The following is a 21,748-nucleotide window of genomic DNA, read 5'->3' as shown; positions in this document are numbered from 1 at the left end:
TTCCGTGCCTGAGCACACATTCCGCGTCAACGGCGAGCAGGTCACGGTCAGCGTCGCCGATGACGTACGTCTGCTGTGGGTGCTGCGCGACATCCTCGGCATCACCGGACCGAAGTACGGCTGCGGCATCAACGTATGCAAGGCCTGTACCAGTCACCTCAACGGCGAAGCGGTCAACCCCTGCGCGATTCCCGTCAAGGACCTCGAGCCAACCGACGAAGTCACCACCATCGAAGGGCTCCCGGCCACGGTCGGCAAGGACCTTCACCCCATGCAGCGGGCCTGGCTCGACCACGACGTCGTCCAGTGCGGCTACTGCCAGCCCGGCCAGATCATGGCGGCCGTGGCGCTGGTCCGCCGTGTCGCCGCCGAGGGCCGCGACCTCACGGACGGCGACCTCGACGGCATCCGCAACATCTGCCGCTGCGGCACCTACTTCCGTATCCGTGAAGCGATCAGGGCAGGCGCCGCGGGCTGACCGGCGGGCGTCGAGTCCGCTGGTGTCGGCCGCCTTGGTGTGGGCGCGGTTGGACCAAACCGGACTGGTAGGCGATCACGACCAACCCCACCGCCCCCAGACCCTCAGCACGCCCCGCCGTCCCCGGGCCTCGCCACCAGAAGCCGCAGTGAGGCCCCGAGGAGCTCTGCGTGGTGTGTCCGACTCCTTGGCATCCGGCCACGAGGCCTCCGCAGAAATCCGTTTGGCGGGCCACCGCGACCACTGCTACGTTTTCGGAGGCCGTGCGAGAGAACGAGGAGGTGGTACCCGTGAACGCTGTATCGACATGGGTGCTCCCCTCCGGGGTCACGGTCGGGCGATAGGTCGTCCGGGAGCGCCGCTCTGTGCACTCCCGAAAGGCACGACCATGCAATTCACTTCCGAACAGCGCCTCGACGACGGCGTCCTCGAGCGCGAATTCACCCTCGGCGAGATCCCCGGCATCCTGTGGACGCCCGCGTCCGCGACCGCGCCGGCGCCGCTGATCCTGCTCGGCCACCCCGGCGGACTGCACAAGATGTACCCCCGGCTGGCGGGGCGGGCCCGGCACTCTGCGGCGGAGGGCTTCGCCGCGGCCACCATCGAGCTCCCCGGGAGCGGTGAACGGCTCCGTTTGGTCGGCGCCGAGCAGGCCCGCGCCGACTTGCGCCGGGCGCTACAGGCCGGCGAGCCGGTCGGCGACGAGATCATCGACGCCCTCATCCTCCCGCTCGTCGAAAAGGCGGTCCCGGAATGGCAGACCACTCTGGACGCCCTCCTTTCGCTGCCCGAGATCGGCGGCCCGGTCGGGTACTCAGGGGGAGTGATCTCCATCGGGGTCCGGCTGGCGGTGGTCGAGCCGCGCATTTCGGCCGCCGTTTTGTTCGCCGGGAGTTTCGTACCTCGCGTCATGTTCGAGGAGGCCCGCCAGGTCACCATTCCGCTGCACGTCCTGCTGCAGTGGGACGACGAAGGCAACGACCGGCAGGCGGCCCTGGACTTGTTCGACGCCTTCGGCACGCAGGTGAAAACGCTGCACGCCAATCTCGGCGGGCATACGGGCGTCCCGCAGTTCGCGGGGGATGCCGCGGCCCAGTTCTTGACCCGCCACCTGAAGTGAAGCCGGGCCGTCAGGCCACCAGCTGACGCTGAGCCGTACTGACCAGGATGCTGCTCGTCCAGGGAAGGCCCCGGCGTTGCTCTGCTGTGTGTGACGTGGGCCCCTGCCGGCTCGGCAGGGGCCCACGCTGCCCGAATCACGGAGCACGATCGTGGCGAGATAGATCGCATTCTCTTGCGTGGCGGCAAGGTAGGTACTCGTAGCCCTTGGAGAGCCGTCGGTATCAGCCCAGCCGGGCAAAACTGCGCTCGATCACCCAATGGCGCGGGACTACCGCGAACGTGGGCACTTCGCGCGGTGATGCGTCGGTTTCGGCTCGTGTGCTGCGAAAGCCGCCGTCTTTGCGCTGCACGACCTCGATGGTGACGCCGGTTTTCCTAGTGGGCCGAGGCCAGGAGCTCGCGACCGCGATAGCCCTGGTCAGCCCAGACGCTTAGCAGCCGTGGGAACTTGCCGACGCTTCGGGCCAGCAGCACCGCGGCGCCGTCGCGGGCACTCACGTTCGTGGGGCTGACACACATGTCCAAGATCAGACCGAGCGTGTCCACCGGGAGGCGGCGCTTGATGCGCAGAACCCTCTTGCCGCCGTCGTACCCGTGCAAGCGGCCCTCGAGCGTCACTGGACGCGGTCGGCGAAGCCCTCGGGCAGGTCCTCTGGGCCCACCGCGACGACGCTCTCGTTGTTTTCGCCCACGTACTCGAACAGGGTGATGCGGGCGAACTCCGGCACCACGTAGATCGGGTACGTAGGGCCTGCGTCCCGGTAGGCGCGCATCTCGTCCAGGTGCTCGTTCTGGAAGAGCACCGTCTTGCTGCCGTCCTTCTCGATCCACTGCGGGAAGAAGATGGTGCCGTGCAGGACACGTCGGCCGGGCAGCACGTTGACGACGACCGAGGTGCCGGTCGGCTCGTTCCAGGAAACCTTGTACGCGCCGTCGGCGAGCTGCACCAGGTCGACTTCCTGATCCTTCACCCAGCGGCCGCCGACCATGCCCGAGTGGATGCGGTAGTCGGTGGTCGTGGCGTTCTTCACGTACATCTCGTACTGCCAGCCGTTGGCGTACGTGTAGATGAACCTGTGCCCGACGATGCCGGACAGGTCCTGCGGGGGAACGGGGTTCTCGACGGTGGTCAGGGTCTCGTACGCAGTGGTGGTCATGGTGTTGTTCCTTTCGTGCTTCGAGCGGCGGTTCGCCAGCTTTGGGTTCAGGCCATCGACCCTCACCGCCCTGAAACCAGTGTGCCACAAAATATATTTGTGACAAAACAATATGATCGCGGGTCATAATGGAGGCATGCGCGAGAGGGGTAGAGCAATGGAGGAGAAGAGCGACGGCGGTGGGTCCGGGATGCCGGAGGCTGCCCGGGTCGCTGCCGGCCTTGGCGGGGTGCTGGGGCCGCTGCGGCGCGCCGTCCTGCGCGCCACGCGCAACGCCGAGGGCCTGCCCGACCTGCCGGAGGCGCAGATCGAGCTGCTCCGGGCACTGTCCTCCTCGCCCGAGGGCCTCAGCCCAGGGGTGGCGGCCACGCGCGTGCGGGTCGCCCCGTCTACCGTCAGTAACCTCGTTCGGACGATGTCCGCCGCCCGGCTGGTGGAGCGGGTCCGGCCCGAGCACGACCAGCGGACCGTGGTGCTCACCGCTTCGGACGAGGCTCGGCACTTGCTGGAGCGCTACGACCGGGCCAGCTCCGCGGCCCTCACGCGAGTCGTCGAGGATTTGTCCGATGCCGACCGGGCGGCACTGAGCCAGGTGCTGCCAGCCCTGGATCGGCTGGTCACTGCCCTGGAGGCCGCGGACGCCACCACGCCCGGTCAGTAGCGCCGCGTCGTGCAGTTCGTTCAGAACAAGTCGTGGTGAGGGTGCTCAACCGACCGTCTGGGCCGCGGAACGGCACCACGGCGAGCCTCTGCGCATCGCCGACGTGGTGGAGCAAGTCGCGCGGCTGGGTGTGAAGAAGCGCCACATCAAGGATGCGGAGAAGGCAGCCTGGCGAGAGAACGAAGTCCAGGCGATGGCCGAGCCGGCCGGCTTCGAGCGGCGATACCAGGCGGCCATCGCCGACAGCGGTAGCCTCGCGACCTGACATTGCCGACTGCGCGCCCCCGCGACGGTGGAATTCGGCGCGCAAGGGGGTAGTTGACCTTGCTGTCGACGGCAGCAGCGACAGCACCCGACCATGAACCAGCGTTCGTACTGCTCGTCGGTGGTAGGTGCGGGTCATGCGTCAGGCAGGATGCGGGCCGCGCGGGGCCGCGCAGGGCCGCTGCTTCGCGGCGTTCGCGTACGGGGGCCGGCAAGTCGCCGGTGGCGGTCGTGCGGACGCCGGCATTCTCGGCGGTGATGGCCACCAACAGTGCTGGTCTCGCGCTTGGCCGTCAGGATGGCTGGACTTGGTCGAACAGGGCGAGGGCTTCGCCGGGGTCCGGGCTCACGAGGCGTTCCAGACCGGCCATCGTCAACTTTGCCCACCTGCCGGCCCGTGCCCACATCTGTTCCTCAAAGGCGCGGACGGCCTCGTCCAGATCTCCAGAGCCGGTGGCGATGGACTCGGCGAGTTCAGCGCCTTCCAGCATCGCGAGGTTCGCGCCCGCACCCAATGGGGGCATCAGATGGGCGGCGTCGCCCAGTAGCGTCACCCCGGAAACGTGGGTCCAGGTGTGGGACACAGGCAGGACGTAGAGGGGGCGGTGAACGAAAGCGGTGCCGTGACGGAGGAGTTCGAGGACGGGAGCGGCCCAGCCGTCGAACAGGGCCAGCAGACTCGATCGCACGGCCTCGACGTCGGCCAGGTCCAGGTTCTTGTGCCAGTCCAGCGGCGCGCGGAACTGGGCGTACACCTTGACGTGGCCGCCGCTGTTGCGCTGGGCGACGAGAGCTCGGTTCACGCCGTACACAGCCACGGAACCGTCGCCGATCAACCGGGCGAGGTCAGGGTGGCGGGTGTCGACGTCGTCCAGGGAGGTCTCGACCAAGGTGACGCCGGTGTAGTGCGGCGTCACCGACGAGACTGCCGGGCGGATCCGGGACCAGGCGCCGTCCGCGCCGACTACGAGGTCGAACGTCTCCTGTCGTCCGTCCGCGAAATGGACCAGTACGCCATCCCTCCCTGGCACCACCTGCGTCACGCCCCGCCCCCACCGGACGTCGAGAGGGCCGAGCAGCAGGTCACGGAGTTGCCCGCGGTCAATCTCGGGGTTCGCCCGGTCGCCCGGACGGGGCTGCCAGTCGCGCAGGACGGTCCCGTCCGCGTCCAGGATGCGCATGGCCTGCCCCTCGGGACGAGATAGCGCCTGGAACTCCGCCAGCAGCCCCGCCTTTTCCAGCGCGAGCTGGCCCAGCGCTTCGTGCAGGTCCAGCGTGCCGCCCGGCGGACGGGCGTCGGGGGCGGGATCGCGTTCGAGGACGGCGACGGGGTAGCCATGCCGGTGCAGGACGCGGGCGAAGGTGAGGCCGGCAGGGCCGCTACCGACCACCGCGATACGATGTCTCATATCGATACACTGTATTTCCCCGCTTCGATGCATCGCAAGAGAACGGTGTGACCATGACTGTGTGGGACCGGCCGGAGCCGCCGAATCGCCCCGTGCCGCTCGACCGGGAGCGGATCGTCGCCGCCGCCATCACGCTGGCCGACGAGGGTGGGCTGGAGGCGGTGTCGTTGCGCAAGGTCGCCGCCCGGCTGAACGCCGGCCCGATGCGGCTGTACGGATACATCTCCACCAAGCAGGAGCTGTTCGACCTCATGGTGGACGAGGTCTACGCCGAGATTCTCCCCGAGGAGCGGCCTGGTGACTGGCGTGAGGCGCTGCGCGTCCTCGCCCACCGCACCAGGCAGGCCGCTCTCCGTCACCAATGGCTGGCCGACCTGCTCGGCGGCCGCCCGGCCCTGGGCCCGAACGGTCTAGCCGTGGCCGAGGCCACGCTGGGCGCCCTCGACGGCCTCGCCGACATCGACACCGTCATGCGGTCCGTGGAAACCGTCAGCGCCTACTTCACCGGCGCGATCAGGCGCGAGACCGCGAACCTGCGGGCCGAGCGTGCCACGGGCCTGTCCAAGCACGACTGGCAGCGTGCCTCCGGCCCGCATGTGACGAAAATGTTGGCCACGGGTCGCTTCCCGGCACTGGCCAAGGCCGTGCACGACGGCACGGACGTGGACGCCGAGACATCTTTCGCGACCGGCCTGGACTGGGTCCTCGACGCCGTGGCCGCCAAACTCAACCGGCCGCCGGCGTAACCCTCAGCGCGGATACGCCAGCGTCCGCGGCTACGCCGCGACCGCGGCTGTCCCACCTCAACTGGGCCGATTCTTCGACGGGGTCACTCTGGGGACCACACCACCGTCATCAGCTCTTTCTTCCGCTTCCACCACGCCACGAACTACCTGCAGTCCTGGACAACGGCAGCTACCGTCGCCCCTTACCCCGGCATCTGTCCCCGGCTATCTGCCCACCGCCCCTGCCCGCCGCCTTCCCGCCCGCTGCCGCCGATCTGAGACAGCCGCAGGCCGCGGTTGCTCGCGGCAGTCCCTGCGGAGGTGGCGATGGACCTGGGCCTGGTCGATGTGGAGTGGGCTGATGGCGAGCGCTGTGGCCTGAGGGAGTCCGTGCTGGTCTCGGGAACCTCCTGGTGTTCGGCCGGGACCCGTTGGCATTTCTGGAGCGGCTGCGCGACGACTTCGGGCACGTGGTCACCTGGTCCCTCGGACCGATGCGGAACGTCTTCCTCTCCCATCCCGGGCACATCGCGGCACTCCTCGGGGCCGACGAGCGACACTACGAGACCCTCGATGCCAGCTGGCGTTCAGACAACTGGTCGGTGACAGCGTCATTCATAGCCAGGGCGCCGACTGGCGCCGCAAGCGGTCCCTCGCCCAGCCGAGCATCCGCCCAGTCGGGTGCTCGGATACGCCGCGACTATGCGTTTCGCCGCACACGTGGTTCCCGTTCAGCGGCGGGGCTCACGGTGGGTGGTCCACTGGCTGCACCACACCACCGTCCCGGCCAGGATCGAGACACCTCCCAGGGCGGTACCGCTCTGCGCCCCCTGGGAGGGATGATCCACGTGGGCGGGTAGAGCCGCAGCACTTCCTAGGTCAGCGCGGCTGCCCCGGTGCACGGTTCGCCCTGGTCGAGACAGCGCTGGTACTCGCGACGCCGGCCCAGCGCTACCACATCGATGTCGATCCGGGAGAGGCAGCACCCGTAGTCGGCCTCCAGCTCAAGCCCGCCACACCACCGCGCGCCACCTTGCGCCAGCACCCCCGCACGCCGATCAGGCTCGCCGCCTAGACACTCACCGGATTCCTCACACCAACGGCCCCGCCTCGGCCGAGGCACCTGTTCCGCAGAAGCCGGATGCGCTGAGAATCGCGAGCGGAGTGTTCTCCAAAGGCCTGCCAACTCCGCAGCTCAGCATGATCCACAGACAAGCTCAACGCGATGGGACACGTGGTCCTGTGCCAGGGAAGTTCCGCCGATAAGTTTCCGACGGTCGTGGGGTCTACCCATCGACGAAGGGAGCACACCATGCGCAAGATCATCGTTTGCACGTTCCTCACGCTCGACGGCGTCATGCAGGCGCCGGGCGGTCCGGACGAGGACACGGGGAGCGGCTTCAAGCACGGGGGCTGGCAGAAGACGGTGGCCGACGACGAGGTCGGCACGGCAATCGCGGGTTGGTACCAGCACTCCGACGCGATGCTGCTCGGCCGCAAGACGTACGAGATCTTCGCGTCGTACTGGCCAACTGCCGATCCCGACAACCCGTTCACCGACCGGATGAACAGCACGCACAAGTACGTGGCGTCTCGCAGCCTGACGTCCGTCGAGTGGCAGAACTCCACGCTGCTGGAGGGCGACATCGTCGGTGCCGTGCGCACGCTCAAGGCATCCGACGGCGGCAACATCAACGTCGTTGGCAGCGGCGACCTCGCGCAAACCCTCATGCAGCACGACCTCGTCGACGAGTACCGGCTGACCATCCACCCGGTGATCATCGGCACCGGCAAGCGACTGTTCGCCGACGGAGCGATCCCCACTGCGCTGGACCCGGTCAGCGTCTCGACAACGAAGGGCGGCACCGTCCTCGGCATCTACCGGCCGAACGGCAAGCCCAGCTACGACAGCTACTAGTCGCGCGCCGCGGCCCGCTGACGACCATCGGTGCAACTTCCGCGCCGCTGCAGCAGGTCAGTGGGTCGCGCCGTCGCCGCAGATCCGCGCCGACGGCGCTTTCCGGCAGGGAACTGAGACGCCGAGCGTCCGACATGACGTAAGACAGCGGACATATCCGCAGGCCGCAAGGCATGGTGCCCGACACCAGCCGCGAGGTCCTACACGAATGTAGGTTCTCAAAAACGGCGCCCCATTCTCAGAACTGACTGCACATCAGGGCCTTGCTGCCGACTGACTTCGCCGGCGCACACGATGTCGGAGCCTCGGTGCACGATTCTCGGCATGGATGCCGAAACTCAGCTCACGCGCACCGCGCTCGCGGAACGCGGATTCAAGGGATTCGTTCGCTTCGCGACGTTGCCGGAGAGCGATGTACCGCCGACAGACGGCGTGTACGTGGTGGTGCGCGCCGAAGGCGGGATGCCCGGATTCCGTACCGTCAGTCCCGCCGGGCACTTCAAGGACCGAGACCCGTCCGTGGACGTGGCGACGTTGCAGGATGCCTGGGTGAACGGCGCCCAGGTGGTCTACATCGGCAAGGCATCGGCAGGCGCCAACGGGCGTCGGGGCTTGCGCAAGCGGTTGGACGAGTTCCGCCAGTTCGGCGCGGGCAAGGCCGTCGGACACTGGGGTGGCCGGTACGTGTGGCAGCTCGTGGACGCAGACGCCCTCCTGGTGGCCTGGCGGGAGACCCCGAACCTGGATCCCGCCACCTTCGAGGCGGCCCTCATCGCGGAATTCATGTCCGTCCACCACGCCCGTCCGTTCGGGAACCGCAACAGAGGCCGCCGTACCGGGCCAGCCACACAGGAACGAAGCGGAAGCTCGAGCGACTCGGTTCGCTGGGACAACGACTCGATTGCTTGAGACGGGACACGAACTCTGCCGGGCGCGGCTGCTGTGGGATCTCAAGTTCCGCTACACAACCTCACCGCCCGCTTCATATCGACTGCACTCTCCGTGTCCTCGACGAACTCGCCCCCCGCGCGCACGGCATATGGAAATGACCGGCGAGTCCCGCCGCAACACCTCCCACCATGTCTGGGGCTACGCCTCCCACCCGTCTCACTCTCCGCGCGGATCATGGCGGATCATGGGTGAACTACCCTCGGCGCATGCGTGGACAGTTCACCGGCTGGCCGGAGCAAGCCATGGACGTGTTGTGGCAGCTCCAGGGCGAACCGACCCAAGCGATCCGCGAGCGCTACCGTGCGGACCGCGAACGGCTGGTCCGGCAGCCGATGATCGCCCTGCTCAACGATGTCGCGGACACCGACCCCCGGTACGAGGACTTCTCCGTCTGGCACTACCGCACCGACTCCTGGTGGTGGCAGCACCAGGGCGCGGTGATCCGGCTCGGCCGCAAGATCGAAATCGGTCTCCGGTTCTCCCTGAACGGCCTGCGGATCCAGGGCGCCTGGTGGTACCCCGACCCCGGCCAGGTGGACATGTTCCGCAAAGCCGTGGTCTCCGAGGGGAGCGGCCGCGAACTGTCCGCCATCGTCGAGGACGTGCGCAAGAAGGGCTACGACATCTCCGGGGACGTGATGAAACGCCCTCCGCGCGGCTATCCGACAGGCCACTCCCGTACGAACCTGCTGCGCCACCGTTCTCTGATTGCCGCCCGCCCCCTCGGCTGCGAGGAATGGCTGCACACCGCCGAGGCGGTCGACCGGGTCCTCTCGGCCGCCGCCGACCTGGACACCCTGCTGATGTGGCTGGTCCGCCACGTGAAGCGCGCCGCCTGACATCACGAGGTCGCCGCGCGGCACGTCAGTAGCCACACCTGCGCCGTCGCCCCCCCCCGCGCCAGAAGGTGATGCGCACCTTCAGCGTCGTCCATCGCTGGCTATGGCTGTTGCAGAACGCCGATCACGCTCGGACCCGGCCACCGGCGGCAAGGGCAACTGCCCTCTTGTGCGTCGAATTCCACCGGCTTGACAGTCCTCCGCAGACGACGTCCGGCGACCGTTCCTGCGTTCTGCAACAGCCTTTAGCGAGTTGCGGGCCCGGGCACCGGCTGCAAGGTAGGGGCGGGGTTTCGCGGCCGTAGTCGTGCGCCTGCTCGGTCACTTGGGCCAGTGACGGCACGACGCCTGCTTGCTCATCATGGATCACCCGTATGCCTGATGGCCGGCACTGCGGGGCCGTGCCGTAAAGCGATCAGAATTCGTTGGTATTCACGAATGTTCCGTAACTGAGCGAGAGGTGAACTTCTGTGCGTCGAATGAGCGTGGTCCTGGCTACGGCCGTCGTGGCCATCAGCCTGGCCACTCCGTTGGCGAGCGCTGCTCCGGTCTCCGAGGCTGGACCGCCGTTCCCGTATGCGGACTGCCTGGCCGCCACCAAGGCGAAGGGTGAGTCCGCGTCCTATGGCAGGTGGCATTGCGACCAGTTGGTGAAGAAGGGTTATGTCGTGCCGCCGAACCGCTGATCACCTGGCATGTCTTCTGGTACGTCTAGGTCTCGGGGCAGTACCAGTGCTGATCGGCTGAGCTTGTACCCCTTGGGCCCGGTGGTGTGGTCACCTTCGGAGTGATCGCAGGGCGTGGTGCGGCCTTCCTCGTGAGTCTGAACTCTTTGATGGAGCGCGGAACTTCACGGGGAAGGCCGTGGGGGTGAGCGTCCTGGCGTGGGTCGGTGGGGACGACGTCTTTCGCGGGACTGTCACGCTGTCGGACTGCCTTCTGTGGGTGTCTGTCCGGGCGGACGGGTGCGTTCTTCGAGCTGACCGGCGCGCTGTTGTGCGCGGGCGGTCCGGTGAGGACGCCGGTGGAGTTGCCGCTGACCTCCAGGCACCAGCGTTGGCTACTTGGGGGAGTGGGCGATGATGAGTGTGGCCGGGAAGGAAGGGCGTACTACTACCTCACCGACACACTCGGCTCCGTCGTTGCCATGGCAGACGAATCCGGCGCGAAGGTGAACTCATACTCCTACTGTCCCCGCGGCGTCACCCGTTCTGCGAGCGGTGAGAAGGCCGCCCAGCCCTACCGGTTCGCCGACGACTACCAGGACCCGACCGACATGTACCTCGCCAACCGCTACTACGACCCGAACACCGGCCGCTTCACCCAGCCTGACCCCTTGTATGTAGTGTGCGGAAATGACGAGAAGCGAGCGACTCGCGGACCAGCTGGACCGGCACTGGCACAAGAACCTGCGGCCGCGGCTGCACGGCCTTGCCGATGAGGAGTACTTCTGGGAGCCGGTGCGCGGCTGCTGGAGCATCCGCCCACGTGGCAACTCGGCCGCACCGATGTCGGCAGGTTCGGGGGAATGGACGGTGGACTCCGCGTCCCCTGACCCGGTGCCGGCGCCGGTGACCACGATTGCCTGGCGGCTGGCGCACATCATCGTCTCGTGCCTGGGCTATCGGGTCGGATGGCACTTCGGCGGCCAGGACGTCGACTCCCAGACATTCGCCTACGCGGGGACCGCTGACGAGGCGCTAAAACAGCTCGATGAGATGTATGGGAGATGGAACGCGGGGGTCCGCGAGCTCTCGGACGCTGACCTGGAGAATCCGCCCACGGTGGGCCCCGAGCGGTTTCCCATGGAGGGCATCGTCCTGCACGTCAACAGGGAGCTGATCCATCACGGCGCCGAGATTTCCCTGCTCCGCGACCTCTACCGCTGGCAGGACGGAACCGTACCGCGCCGAATATGACCTTTCGGTAATCGGCGATCGAGCTTCGGAAACTGCCGCCGGCCCTGGCCGAACGGGACCTGCCCCCGGGCCGTCATCTCCACCACAAGGACACCCTGATGCATCTGATCGACCAGGACGGCGAGCGCGCCACCGCACGCCTCTGACCCCGCCTTCTGCGCCCCACCGTCCTGCTGCCCTCCGCCGAACTGGCCCTGGGCGGGGTGCTGTTGACCACGCTCACCGTGACCGGCCAGGACCGCGCTCCGGCACAGTCCGCCGCGGGCACGAGTTCCCAGGCCACGGCTCCGCGGGGGCGCGGCCGTGCTGCTCGACCGGGTCGCCTCGGTTGCCGCGAAGAAGGGCGAACAGAAGGCCACCGACGACCAGTGCGCGTACGTCAAGACACTGCAGGCCGGGAACGAGGGCGAACTCGGCGGCCCGGTGAAACTGACCGAGCCCCACGAGCGTGAGGTCTGGATGTCATAGAAGGCGGATCCGGTGATCGATGAAGGTCTGATCCATGAGGACGGCTCGTACTTCCCGATCACGGTCGGGGTCCAGGACGGCGAGACGGGCGTCGGCTACCCGGCGGGCCTCAACCGGCCGACGTACACGTGGCTGGCCTCGCTGCCCACCGACCCCGACGCCCTGCTCCGGCGGCTCAGCACCGAGATCACCCGGGACCAGGACGAGCGTGACACTCCGGCCACGGCCTCTCCGGCCTGCTCGTGCGGGGACTCTCTCGTACCGGCGGCAAGGACGGCTTACGGGGCATTCGCGGACTGAGCATCGAAGCTGGCCACGACAGGATCGACGTCGGCCTCCTGGAGAGCAATGCCCCGTCTTCGCTTGGACGGCATCCCCGAGGCATCCTGGCGAGACGCCGAAGCGCGCCATCACCGGACGGCTCTGGTGTCCGCCAAAAGCAGCGCACTGCCGAGGGCCGACGCTTCCCTCCGCCGTCCGGACGACCTGCCGGTCCTGCACACGCTGCGGGAGCCTGACTCAGCTGGTGGAACGCCACCGGAGCCTGCACATGCACGGTCCTGCGGCCCCGCCACGGGCCTCGGCGATGAAGGGCGACCGGATGACGAAGGCGCCGCCCACGCCGGCTCTTTGCCCATGCATCTCTTGGGCGTACGAAGAGCGCGGGGCCACCCGATACGGCGAAGCCCGGGATGGGGGCACTTCACCTGCCCGCTGCAATGGCGGCTGTTCCTGCCGCCTCCGAATGGGCCAGCGCGTAGGTGAGTTGACGCTCCTGCAGTGCGGCCCGCAGGTGGGCGTTGGTGCCTTAAGCGGCTTCGGCTATCACCGCCGGCGGCGCTTGGCCCCAGGTGGCGAGAGTGTCGAGCATGTCCAGGTCCAGGCGCTACTTCTCCCGGCGCGTGGCCTCGGGCGGGCAGGCGAGGTGCGGCCCGCCGGGTCACCTCAACGCTGCCCCAGCGAGCGGAGGGCGCGAAGCGGGTCATCGAGATCAGTGACGGCCTCCTGGCCCTTCGGCCCTACCGGCCCTGCAGAGTGCAAGAGTTGGCCCAGGAATCTTGCGAGGATGGAACGGAGGAATGAGAGCCGCAGCTGTCGAGGCGCCTGTCGTGAAAGCAGCGTTGGCATCCTTGAAGGCCGGCCGGGTCGCCGACGAGATCGCCCTTCCGCCAGCGGATGCCGTCTCACGTAAGGACCTCCGCACGAACACGCAGTGGCTTCTCCCGGTGGCTGCGGCCTACACGAACCGGGTGGGGCGTGTCGCCGCCGACGGTCAGCCAGAAGCGATTGGAGCCTGAGAGCATGACCGATCCAACTCAGGACCCCGGTTTCCTGCAGAACCCCTACCTCGCCTACGCGGCAATGCGGTCCGCATGCCCAGTGCAGCCTGTGCCCGGATCCGGCGGCCACTCCAGCTACCTGGTCACCGGCTACGCGGAAGCCAGGGAAGCCCTCGGCGACGCTCGGCTCTCCAAGGACACGGCCGCCTTCTTTGCGGACAAGGAGTCACGGCGCCGCCTGCACCCCGCGGTCGCCCACAGCATGCTGGCGAGCGACCCTCCCCAGCACGCCCGGTTGCGCCGCCTGGTGACCAAAGCGTTCACGACCGGGGCCGTCGCGAAGATGCGTCCCTTCATCGCCCGGGTCACCGACGAGCTTCTGTACCAGTGGCCCGCCGGCGAGCAGGTTGACTTCGTTGCCGACCTGGCCGTGCCGTTGCCCGTCATCGTGATCTGCGAGCTCCTTGGAGTGCCAGAGGCCGACCAGGTCGAGGTCCGACGCTGGTCCGCAGAACTGTTCGCGGCCGGGAAGCCGGACCTCATTGACGCGGCCTCACACTCCATGGCCGAGTACATGACCGGCCTCATCGCCGCCAAGCGCTCACGTCCGGGCCACTCGCTCCTGGACCGCCTCATCTCGGCGCGCGACGGAGACGACCACCTCAGCGAAGACGAACTGGTCTCACTCGCAGTGCTGCTGCTCGTCGCCGGGCACGAAACGACAACCAACTTCCTAGGCAACGCCGTCCTGGCACTGCTCCAGCACCCCGGCAAGCTGGGTCACCTGCGGAAATACCCGGAAAAGGTGCCAGCCGCTCTGGACGAGCTACTCCGGTTCGATTCCCCCGTCAGCACAGCCACCTTCCGGTTCACGACTGAGGCCCTCACACTCGGCGGCACCGAGATCCCCGCCGGCGTCCCCGTGATGGTCGCCCTCGGCGCCGCCAACCGCGACCCAGAGCAGTTCTCCGCAGCTGACCAGCTTGACTTGGACCGGGACAGCGCCGCTCATCTCAGCTTTGGCCACGGCATCCACCGCTGCGTCGGCGCCCCCCTGGCGAAGGCCGAGGCGGAGATCGCTCTGCGAGCGATCCTGGTCCGCTTCCCCGGCATCCGCCTTGCGGTCCCGCCGGATCAACTCGATTGGCGACGCACCCGCCTCGTTCGAGGGCTGACGTCGCTCCCCATCCTCACGTAAGAGGTGGAAATAGGCGAGGGTGCGGTCGATGGGCAGGTCGCGGGTGATCTGCGCGGCAGCGCGGTCCCGGGCGGAGATGCCCAGACGCAACAGCAGACGCTCGCGTACCTACCGCCCCGGGGCGATCAGGCAGTGGGAGGCGTCGCCGGGGCTGCACAGGCGAAGTTCGATGCCCGTGGCGAGGTGCCGGAGCATCGCCGCCATGATTGAGCCGACGAAGGCGTGGACCGTGCCGCCCACGGGGCCAGACCCGGCGTAAGCGGATATCACCTGCACTCCGGTGATGCCCCCCAGACCAGCGTGCCCGGCAGGCCTGGAGCCCCTTAGATGGTCAGGTGCTGTCGGGCCATCAGCGCGGTCGCGAAGAGCGCGAGTTCCGTGGCGCCGAACATCATGGCCGACTCAGCGGATCCGGCCACGTCGAGGAAATCGGTGGCGAAGCGCAGGCTCGTGTCCGTGCTGTAGGCGGTGCAGCCGAGCGCAGCGACCGTGACAGTCGGGCTGCCTACCCCTTCTACGTACGCGCGTCCCGGCGCCGGATTGCCAGCCCGGTCAGTGCCAGGGTGAGGGCGGCATGCATGCCGAGGGCGAGAACTCGGTCGCCGGAGCCGACGGCTTCCCTGATTTCAAGCGCGTGTACGGCTGTTGCGTGCTGCAGGGCGTCGAGGGAACGAGCCGAGGCGGGACGCGTTGTATTGTCACCACACCATGAACCAACTTGGCACTCGTGTGGGGCAGTTGGGCGCACGCAGGCAGAGCGTGACCGGTGGCGACGCTGACGCGCGCGGAGAGGGATGCAGAGTGACTCTGGACGGCGAGAGCATCGCGGGAATTGATACCAGCAAGCCGCATCCCGCGCGGGTCTACGACTACCTGCTGGGCGGAAAAGACAACTACGCGGTGGACCAGGAGGCTGGTGAGGAACTGGTTGCTGTAGCGCCGGAGGCGCGGAAAGGCGTGAGGGCGAACCGGGCCTTCCTGGAGCGGGCCGTACGGTTCGTCGTCAGCCAGGATGTCCGGCAGATCCTCGATGTCGGTACCGGACTGCCCACCTCGCCGAACATCCATGAGATCGCGCAGAGCATCAATCCAGATGTGCGAGTTGCATATATCGACAATGATCCGATCGTAAAGGCCCATGGTGACGCGCTGTTGAGTCGTTCTGGCGACACTGGCATCGTGCTCGCTGACCTGCGTACGCCGCAGGACCTCGTGCATCATCCCGAGATCCGACGCCTCATCGACTTCGACGAGCCCGTCGCCCTGTTCCTCGTCGCGATCCTCCACTTCGTCACCGAGGCGGAGCAGCCTGAGCGGATTGTTGCGACACTGCGCGACGCACTGCCGACCGGAAGCTACCTGGTGCTGTCGCATGCTACGGGTGACTTCGCAGACCGTAGAGGCGCGCGGGCCGTCTACGACAAAGCGACCGCGACATTGAACTTGAGGACCCGTAGCGAAGTTGAGCGACTCTTCGAGGGCTTCACCCTGCTCGCTCCCGGCTTGGTGCAAGCGCCGTTCTGGCGCCCGGATGCCCCGACCCCGGCCGGGTCCAGTGACATCGGCTTCTACGCCGGCGTAGCACGCAAGGACGCCTGAATCTCTGGGCTGCTTTGGCGCGCTGCCTCCGATCTCAGTGAGAGGCCGAGGGACGGGCCGACCTCGGAGTCGAGTTGCATGCTCTACGACTTCGAGTGCCACTCTGGAGGCGGTGATGGCGGTGATGGCGGTCCGGGCGGGGGAGCCAGGAGCCGTCCACATCGCCTGAAGGCGCCAGCGGGAGCGGCGGCTTCCTTCGGGGGCGAAGGGACGCCTCACCCGTAGGACTTCGTCGGGGCGGGCACTCCCAAACCGCGACCCTGCGGATCTCGAACACCTTGGCTTGTATAGCTGACAACCGCCTGCTACGTATCGGGCGTGCGGATGTGGCCCGCCTCGGACAGGGTGAGCTGAACGGGAGTACATGCGTCTTGGGAGGGATGGTGGTTGAGCGGTGGACACCGTCGTGGCAGGGAAGCCCGTGGCCCTGGCGGAATGCGCGCCGTGCACGTCTACGCTCTGCCTCAAGTGGGGGCCGACGATGAGCTGTTGGTGCTCGCGCAGGCGTGCCGGTCCGTGATGGCGTACTTCCCGATCGACCCAGCGCTCCCCGCAGACCCGAACGATCCCGGCGAGCTGCATCTGACGGTAGAGATGGTCGCCGATGTCCCCTCGTCCGAGATCGGCGACTCCGAACGCAAGGTCCTCGTCGCTGCTTTGGAGGCGTCTCGCGTCGCTCTCTGCGTTCAGCAGGGGGGGCGGGCCGCCTATCGACAACGTCGCGGGCGTGGTCCTGGGCGTGTGGCCCGATGTGGATGTCTTGGTCCTCCAGGACCGCGTGCGCCAGGCGATCCGCTCCGTCAGCCAGGATGCCGCCTTGCAGTGCTCAGGCGGCGGGCCGGCCCCACCTGGGCTCCGGATGCAGCTACCAGACGCGGAGCTCGGATCATCTCAACAGTGTGTTGCGCAACACCATCACGCCGAGGCGTGCTCTAGGTGGCTGCCGTTACGGACGCGGACCGGTAAGGTTGTCGAGTGCAGCCAAGACGTCGTCGCGTCCGTAGAGCGGCCGGGCAGTCCCAGCCCGGGGGAAAACCCCCGGGCAGAGCGGGGGCGGCCATGAATGACGTGGCTCTCGCCCGCTGGGATGGTACTGGTCATGAAGCCGACGATGAACCGCATGGCAACTCCGGCAACGCCGATGGCGCGGACGACTCCGACCGTCCGCCTGATGTTCGCCGCCGCACCGGCGTGCTTTCTGGCCGGGTGGCTGCTGATGCGGCCGATCGGAGGGCAGGCGGAGCCGGGAGGCTGGTGGACGGCTGCGCACGCGGTCTGGCTGGCGGGGTTCTTGATGTTCGCGGCAATGAGCCTGCGCTTCGGCCGACTGATCGCCGGGGATGACGCCGGACCGGCGGGACTGGCGACTGGGCGCAGGGCTGCGCTGCGGGCGAGTGTGGTGGTGGTCCTGCTCAGTTCGCTGGCGAACGTGGTGCAGTTGTTGCTGGATCTGATAGGCGGATTCCGCGCGGCGAACCGGGCGGAGTTGCAGGACATGTTCGCGAGGGTGAAGGACATTCCCGGTGCAGAACAGCTGATCTACGGTGTCGGGGCCCAGCTCGTCTTTGTCGGTCTGGTGGGGTTTGCCGTGCTGGCCGCGGTCGTGAGACTGGTAGGGGCATGGACGACGGTGCTGGTGACTGGAGGCACGGTGATTCTGGCGGTCGCGATGGGCTTCGGACGCAATCACTGGCTGGTGCCGGTCGGTATGACCCTCCTGCTGGCCGGACTCGCCATACTAGGCGGGCAGTTGGCGGGGCGTTCGGGTGGGCCACGGAAGTCCCGCCGGGCGCCTGCGGCGTGGTTGTCGCGGACACCGGCCGGCTGATTGCCGATTTGCCAAGACCTGCTCTGCCGCCCACTCGCTCAGCCGCGCCAGGAACGGCTCGGCTTCCTCAGCCCTATCGAGTTCGAGGAGTAGCGCTACGCCGAGCTGTGACGGCCGAACCACTGAACCTGAAACCCCGTCAACCCGCTCTGACCAGCTGATCAGCACCTCCCGAGCAGCAAGGGAACCTCAGCTTGTTGAGTAGGCGTCCTGTGGGAGGGACGCCATGTCGAAACATCCTCCGCATCGAGTTGACTGCCGATCAGCGTCGCGAGTTGCGTGAACTGCCGGCTCGGCGGGATCTGACCCGCTCCACCCGGCAGCGGGCGGAGTGCATCCGCCTGCTCGACCGCGGCGAGACTGCCCCCGAGGTCGCCGACCTGCTGGAGTGCAACGTGGTCACGGTGCGCGCTGCGGCCCACCGCTCCCACGGCGGCGGGGTCAAGACACTGCCGGACGCCCCACGCCCCACGCGTCCGGCCAGGGGGCTCGGCGACGACTACCGCGCCGCGCTGGCGCGGCTGCTGGACGCCTCCGCCGCGGGAGGGATCACCTGGACCGTTCCGGCACTGCGCGACTGCCTGCGCGAACAGCGCGGAGCGGAGATCTCCGCTGACTGGCTGTGGGAGCTGCTGTGCCGTGACGGCTTCCGCTGGAAACGTGCCCGCGACACGGTGCGACACCAGGCCGACCCCGTCCTCCAGCAAGCGGCCCGGGCCCGGTTGGAGGACTTGCGGACTTGCGGACTTACGGATGGAGGCGCACGCGGGCGAGCGCGACCTGATCTTCCTGGACGAGTCCGGCTTCGCCCCGACCATGCCCACCGGCTACCCTGCTCGCGCATCGGGCAGCGGGCGGTGGTGCCCCGCGAGGACACCAAGAACCGCCGGGTCAACGTGCTCGGCGCCCAGATCGTGGGCACCACGCCGGACCTTCTCTGGCAGCCCACCTCCGGGAAGATCGACGCCGGGATGCTGCCGGAGTTCGTCTGCGCGGACCTGGCCGGCCTGCCCGGTGGGGCCGCAGCCCTGGAGCTGGCCGCCAACGGCCTCGATGGACAGCTGCCCCTCTGGGCATGCTCGCGGCCGTTCACCGTGGTCCAACGCGCCCAGACCAGCACCGACGCCATCGGCAAGGCCGTCGACCAGGCCATGAACCATCAACGCGACCGGATCCGACAGTCAGCAACGAACCTCATCCAAGCCGCTTAGTCGCGCTGGGGCCAGATCGGGCCCTGGTCGGTCCAGATGACACCCTTGTTGTGGCACAGGCAGAAGGGGTGGCCGATCGGGTCGGTGTAGACCTGCCAGCCGTAGCCGTTGGGGCCGATGAAGTCCTGCCTTAGCGTCGCGCCGAGGTCGAGGACGCGGCGCTGCTCGGACTCGATCTCGTCTACTTCGAAGTCGAGGTGGAACTGCTTGGGGTGCTCGCTGTCGGGCCACTGCGGAGCGCGGTAGTCGCCCACCCGGATGAATGCCAGCTCGATCTCGCCGAACTGGATGCCAGCCCAGTCCTCTGAGCTGCCTTCCTTGATCGGGCGGCCTGTCACCTCGGAGTAGAAAGCCGCCAGCTTCATCGTGTCTGGGCAGTCGATAATGAAATCGGTGAGTCGCAGCATCCCGCGATCTTGTCACAAGCTCACACCCGACTTTGAGACAGGCCGTAAGCAGCTCCGCTGAGGTGCGGGAACAAGAAGTTCTTGGGGGCTTCGCCCTCAGACCCTGTTCACCAGGGGCGGCCAGGTTCGTACCGCAGGTGCGGATCAACAGCGGACTTCGGCGGAGCCACTTAGAAGCGAACGAAGCCATACAGACCATGTCGTTCCGTCGGCGGCGCCTGCGGGCCTGGGCCGCCGAGACCTGACTGGAGAGCCAACCTGGAAGCGACATGCTCGTCCTCCGGATCTGGAGGGGGAGGGGGAGTTGGTGACTGCGGGTGTTCCTCTCTGCGGAGTGGCAGTGGCCAGTTCGGATTCTCCATGTACGGCCAGTTCCGGTCTCACGGACGGTAGTCAGCGATGGAATGCACATTGTGCTCCGTGGCATGGGGGCCGTTCCCGCGCCCTTGCTGAGTGGTGAGCACTGCGCGGGGTCAGTCTGTTTCGCCGGCGTCGTGCTTCGTGTATGCGATGCCGTCCACCGCCAGTCCTACTTCGCCGGCCATGGTCGCCGGAGTCACTCCGGTGAACGCCAGGACGTCCCGATGCAGGTGGGACTGGTCGACGTAGCCGATGTCCGCCGCGATCTGGGCTGCGCTTTCACCCAGGGCCAGGTGCCGCCTCCTTGATCGTGCGACAGTAGCCGCTGTCGCGGTCCCTGCAGATGATCTCGGCGCCGGGATGTGCGGTGAGCCAGGAGGCCGGTGTTTCGCTGGTGCGGTCGGGCAACAGGTCGACGGGCGTGGAGGCCTCTACGTCGACCAGGACGGTCCCGTAGGTACGCGAGCGGCGGAAGGCGAAGTCGTCGACGCCCAGCACTCGCGGACTCCGGGCGGAAACGTCGGACGCGCGCAGCTGGCCGAACAGCCGGGCCCTGCCGGTGGGTACTGCCAGCCAGCGGCACAGCCGCATCCCCGGCCGCCCGCCCGCCGCGAGCGCAACGGACCGCCCAAGCGTCTTCACGCCGGGCCCGGCACAGACGTAGCGCTTGGTCAGACTTTCGACCTGCTCGACGAACGTGCGGCGTCCGCAGCTGGCGGCGTCGCAGAAGAACCGCCGGACCTTCAGCCTCACCACCACCCGGCGCCCGCTGACCGATTACTCGGCGAGCCGTCGTCCGTAACGGCTGTGCACGCGGCGCGAGACGTTCGCGCAGTCTGGACTCGTCAACTCCGGTACGGCACTGTGGGCTTCGGCCACAACCACCCCGCCCACCTGAGCCAACCGGTCCAGCACCATCCCCACCGCATCCGGGAACAGCACGTCCGGGAACAGCACGTCCTTCAACGCAGACAGACCCCTATGAGCAGGTCATTCCCGCAGTCGAACACGACGCCCAGAACTACGCGATCGTGACCGTCACGGAATTCCGACCAGACCCTTGAATTTCCCCGCCCGTTGATCCGGGTGGGGGGGGGCAGCCCCGCTCGATGTGATCCCCCACCCACTGCTCTCTGAGCGGAGTCAGCGGTACCGAAACGCTCGACGACTGGCGCAACCCCACGCCGAGCGAGGAGTCGCCGGGCCGGGGCCCTGGCAAGGTGCCGTACCCGCCGACTGGCGCACGCGACGGCGCGAGCAACTGATCCAGACACTCCTCGCGGCGATCTGCGGGCGGTGCACTCCCGCAGGTCAGGACCCATTTGGAAGGGGCCCGGCCAAACCATCGACCGGACTCCTTCGGTCTCTCCCGAGTGCCTCAGATGGTGTAGGCGGTCCAGCCGATGGTCTCGGTGGCGTGCTTGCCGTCGGCCGAGATACCGCCGCCGTAGATCTCGTTGAGGCGGATCTTGAAGCCCGTGCCGCTGACTTCGTGCAGCCGCACGCCCGGCGTCTCGGGCCCGTTGAAGGTCTGCACGGTGACCTGCACGATGACGTCGGACCCCGCAGGGAAGGGGGTGGGGAAGTTGACTCGCTTGAACGTGTCGGTCTTGCCGCCCGTCGTCTCGGTGGATTGTGACGAGTCCAAACTCAGCTTGCCGCTCTGGATCATGCTCATCGCGTGACTCCTTCGGCCCGGGCTCCGGGAGCGCCGAGTGGCACCACGGTCGGCCCTGGGATCCCGATTCAAGCGCCGTACCGGGTACGCCGGAAGACCTCTTTCCCGACAATTCCGCGGCGGTCCGGTCAGCTACGTGGGCCGTGGAAGATGCCCCACTTGAGATGGCCCTTGCGGCAGACGTCCGCCACCTGGGGCAGGTTCGATGTCAGGCGGTCCAGTTACTCGGCGCTGACGGCGTTCACCACTTCCGGTGACGGACGTGATGTACCGCCG

General features: G+C 67.7%; 25 protein-coding genes and 1 pseudogene. 18 read left to right on the top strand and 8 right to left on the bottom strand.

Annotation, left to right across the window (positions count from 1 at the left end; translation table 11 throughout):
• The first annotated feature begins 4 nt into the window (after positions 1-4).
• Both ACGFX9_RS38190 and ACGFX9_RS38185 read left to right on the top strand, forming a co-directional pair.
• Positions 5-478, top strand: a complete 474-nt coding sequence (locus ACGFX9_RS38190; protein WP_393484470.1) for a (2Fe-2S)-binding protein — start codon at positions 5-7, stop codon at positions 476-478.
• Positions 479-866: 388 nt separating this feature from the next.
• Positions 867-1,598 (top strand): dienelactone hydrolase family protein, encoded by a 732-nt coding sequence (locus ACGFX9_RS38185; protein WP_393484468.1) that lies wholly within the window; start codon positions 867-869, stop codon positions 1,596-1,598.
• Between the two features lie 223 nt (positions 1,599-1,821).
• On the opposite strand, the gene ACGFX9_RS38180 is transcribed toward ACGFX9_RS38185, so the two are convergent.
• From ACGFX9_RS38180 to ACGFX9_RS38170, 3 genes are read right to left on the bottom strand one after another with little or no spacing between them, the layout of a single operon-like run.
• Complete coding sequence (locus ACGFX9_RS38180) at positions 1,822-1,950, bottom strand: hypothetical protein (RefSeq protein ID WP_393484466.1); 129 nt, start codon at positions 1,948-1,950, stop codon at positions 1,822-1,824.
• Between the two features lie 25 nt (positions 1,951-1,975).
• Complete coding sequence (locus tag ACGFX9_RS38175) at positions 1,976-2,200, bottom strand: transposase (RefSeq protein ID WP_393484463.1); 225 nt, start codon at positions 2,198-2,200, stop codon at positions 1,976-1,978.
• A 14-nt stretch (positions 2,201-2,214) separates the two neighbouring features.
• Positions 2,215-2,757 carry a phenolic acid decarboxylase gene (locus ACGFX9_RS38170; RefSeq protein ID WP_393484461.1) on the bottom strand — a complete coding sequence of 181 codons (543 nt, stop codon included), beginning with the start codon at positions 2,755-2,757 and terminating at the stop codon, positions 2,215-2,217.
• 136 nt (positions 2,758-2,893) lie between these two features.
• Here ACGFX9_RS38170 and ACGFX9_RS38165 point away from each other — a divergent pair, with 136 nt between their 5' ends.
• Positions 2,894-3,418 (top strand): MarR family winged helix-turn-helix transcriptional regulator, encoded by a 525-nt coding sequence (locus ACGFX9_RS38165; protein ID WP_393484458.1) that lies wholly within the window; start codon positions 2,894-2,896, stop codon positions 3,416-3,418.
• Between the two features lie 103 nt (positions 3,419-3,521).
• A complete protein-coding gene (locus tag ACGFX9_RS38160) occupies positions 3,522-3,683 on the top strand; it encodes a hypothetical protein (RefSeq protein WP_393484456.1) in 162 nt (53 codons plus the stop codon).
• 292 nt (positions 3,684-3,975) lie between these two features.
• Here ACGFX9_RS38160 and ACGFX9_RS38155 read toward each other — a convergent pair whose 3' ends face one another.
• Complete coding sequence (locus ACGFX9_RS38155; protein WP_393484454.1) at positions 3,976-5,091, bottom strand: FAD-dependent oxidoreductase; 1,116 nt, start codon at positions 5,089-5,091, stop codon at positions 3,976-3,978.
• A gap of 53 nt (positions 5,092-5,144) precedes the next feature.
• Here ACGFX9_RS38155 and ACGFX9_RS38150 point away from each other — a divergent pair, with 53 nt between their 5' ends.
• The 14 genes and pseudogenes from ACGFX9_RS38150 (at position 5,145) to ACGFX9_RS38085 (ending at position 19,027) form a co-directional block, all read left to right on the top strand.
• On the top strand, positions 5,145-5,837 hold the full coding sequence (locus ACGFX9_RS38150) for a TetR/AcrR family transcriptional regulator (protein ID WP_393484452.1): 693 nt from the start codon (positions 5,145-5,147) through the stop codon (positions 5,835-5,837).
• 1,291 nt (positions 5,838-7,128) lie between these two features.
• On the top strand, positions 7,129-7,734 hold the full coding sequence (locus ACGFX9_RS38145) for a dihydrofolate reductase family protein (RefSeq protein WP_393484450.1): 606 nt from the start codon (positions 7,129-7,131) through the stop codon (positions 7,732-7,734).
• A 324-nt stretch (positions 7,735-8,058) separates the two neighbouring features.
• Positions 8,059-8,643, top strand: coding sequence for a hypothetical protein (locus ACGFX9_RS38140; protein ID WP_393484448.1), 585 nt, complete (start codon positions 8,059-8,061; stop codon positions 8,641-8,643).
• A 248-nt stretch (positions 8,644-8,891) separates the two neighbouring features.
• Complete coding sequence (locus tag ACGFX9_RS38135) at positions 8,892-9,524, top strand: DUF2461 family protein (protein WP_393484446.1); 633 nt, start codon at positions 8,892-8,894, stop codon at positions 9,522-9,524.
• A gap of 479 nt (positions 9,525-10,003) precedes the next feature.
• Entirely contained in the window at positions 10,004-10,210 is a 207-nt protein-coding gene (locus ACGFX9_RS38130; protein WP_393484444.1) for a hypothetical protein, read from the top strand.
• A 461-nt stretch (positions 10,211-10,671) separates the two neighbouring features.
• The gene (locus tag ACGFX9_RS38125; RefSeq protein WP_393484442.1) at positions 10,672-10,965 is read left to right on the top strand and encodes an RHS repeat-associated core domain-containing protein; all 294 of its coding nucleotides are present in this window, start codon (positions 10,672-10,674) and stop codon (positions 10,963-10,965) included.
• Complete coding sequence (locus ACGFX9_RS38120; RefSeq protein ID WP_393484440.1) at positions 10,880-11,443, top strand: DinB family protein; 564 nt, start codon at positions 10,880-10,882, stop codon at positions 11,441-11,443. The genes ACGFX9_RS38125 and ACGFX9_RS38120 overlap by 86 nt, the downstream gene beginning before the upstream one ends.
• A gap of 303 nt (positions 11,444-11,746) precedes the next feature.
• Positions 11,747-11,911 carry a hypothetical protein gene (locus ACGFX9_RS38115; RefSeq protein ID WP_393484438.1) on the top strand — a complete coding sequence of 55 codons (165 nt, stop codon included), beginning with the start codon at positions 11,747-11,749 and terminating at the stop codon, positions 11,909-11,911.
• A gap of 12 nt (positions 11,912-11,923) precedes the next feature.
• Positions 11,924-12,211 (top strand): hypothetical protein, encoded by a 288-nt coding sequence (locus tag ACGFX9_RS38110; RefSeq protein ID WP_393484436.1) that lies wholly within the window; start codon positions 11,924-11,926, stop codon positions 12,209-12,211.
• A gap of 480 nt (positions 12,212-12,691) precedes the next feature.
• Positions 12,692-13,209: pseudogene (locus tag ACGFX9_RS38105) on the top strand (DUF6545 domain-containing protein).
• A 4-nt stretch (positions 13,210-13,213) separates the two neighbouring features.
• Complete coding sequence (locus ACGFX9_RS38100; RefSeq protein WP_393484434.1) at positions 13,214-14,389, top strand: cytochrome P450; 1,176 nt, start codon at positions 13,214-13,216, stop codon at positions 14,387-14,389.
• An 801-nt stretch (positions 14,390-15,190) separates the two neighbouring features.
• Complete coding sequence (locus tag ACGFX9_RS38095) at positions 15,191-15,988, top strand: SAM-dependent methyltransferase (RefSeq protein WP_393484432.1); 798 nt, start codon at positions 15,191-15,193, stop codon at positions 15,986-15,988.
• A 1,099-nt stretch (positions 15,989-17,087) separates the two neighbouring features.
• Positions 17,088-17,816 carry a hypothetical protein gene (locus tag ACGFX9_RS38090; RefSeq protein ID WP_393484430.1) on the top strand — a complete coding sequence of 243 codons (729 nt, stop codon included), beginning with the start codon at positions 17,088-17,090 and terminating at the stop codon, positions 17,814-17,816.
• Between the two features lie 251 nt (positions 17,817-18,067).
• Positions 18,068-19,027: a winged helix-turn-helix domain-containing protein gene (locus tag ACGFX9_RS38085; RefSeq protein ID WP_393484428.1), complete on the top strand. Its 960-nt coding sequence runs from the start codon at positions 18,068-18,070 to the stop codon at positions 19,025-19,027.
• Here the strand turns inward: ACGFX9_RS38085 and ACGFX9_RS38080 are convergent.
• From ACGFX9_RS38080 to ACGFX9_RS38065, 4 genes are all read right to left on the bottom strand, one after another.
• Complete coding sequence (locus tag ACGFX9_RS38080) at positions 19,024-19,434, bottom strand: VOC family protein (protein WP_393484426.1); 411 nt, start codon at positions 19,432-19,434, stop codon at positions 19,024-19,026. The two genes, ACGFX9_RS38085 and ACGFX9_RS38080, sit on opposite strands and share 4 nt — an antisense overlap.
• A 639-nt stretch (positions 19,435-20,073) precedes the next feature.
• Positions 20,074-20,547 carry a transposase gene (locus ACGFX9_RS38075; protein ID WP_393484423.1) on the bottom strand — a complete coding sequence of 158 codons (474 nt, stop codon included), beginning with the start codon at positions 20,545-20,547 and terminating at the stop codon, positions 20,074-20,076.
• Positions 20,548-20,571: 24 nt separating this feature from the next.
• Positions 20,572-20,760, bottom strand: a complete 189-nt coding sequence (locus ACGFX9_RS38070; protein WP_393484421.1) for a hypothetical protein — start codon at positions 20,758-20,760, stop codon at positions 20,572-20,574.
• Positions 20,761-21,172: 412 nt separating this feature from the next.
• Positions 21,173-21,472, bottom strand: coding sequence for a hypothetical protein (locus ACGFX9_RS38065; RefSeq protein WP_393484418.1), 300 nt, complete (start codon positions 21,470-21,472; stop codon positions 21,173-21,175).
• Positions 21,473-21,748: the final 276 nt, after the last annotated feature.

It is taken from the genome of Streptomyces sp. NPDC048436, from assembly GCF_043200355.1.
Classification (GTDB): domain Bacteria; phylum Actinomycetota; class Actinomycetes; order Streptomycetales; family Streptomycetaceae; genus Streptomyces.
Note: the sequence above shows the minus strand (reverse complement) of the source record. Positions and strands in the feature narration are given on the sequence as shown.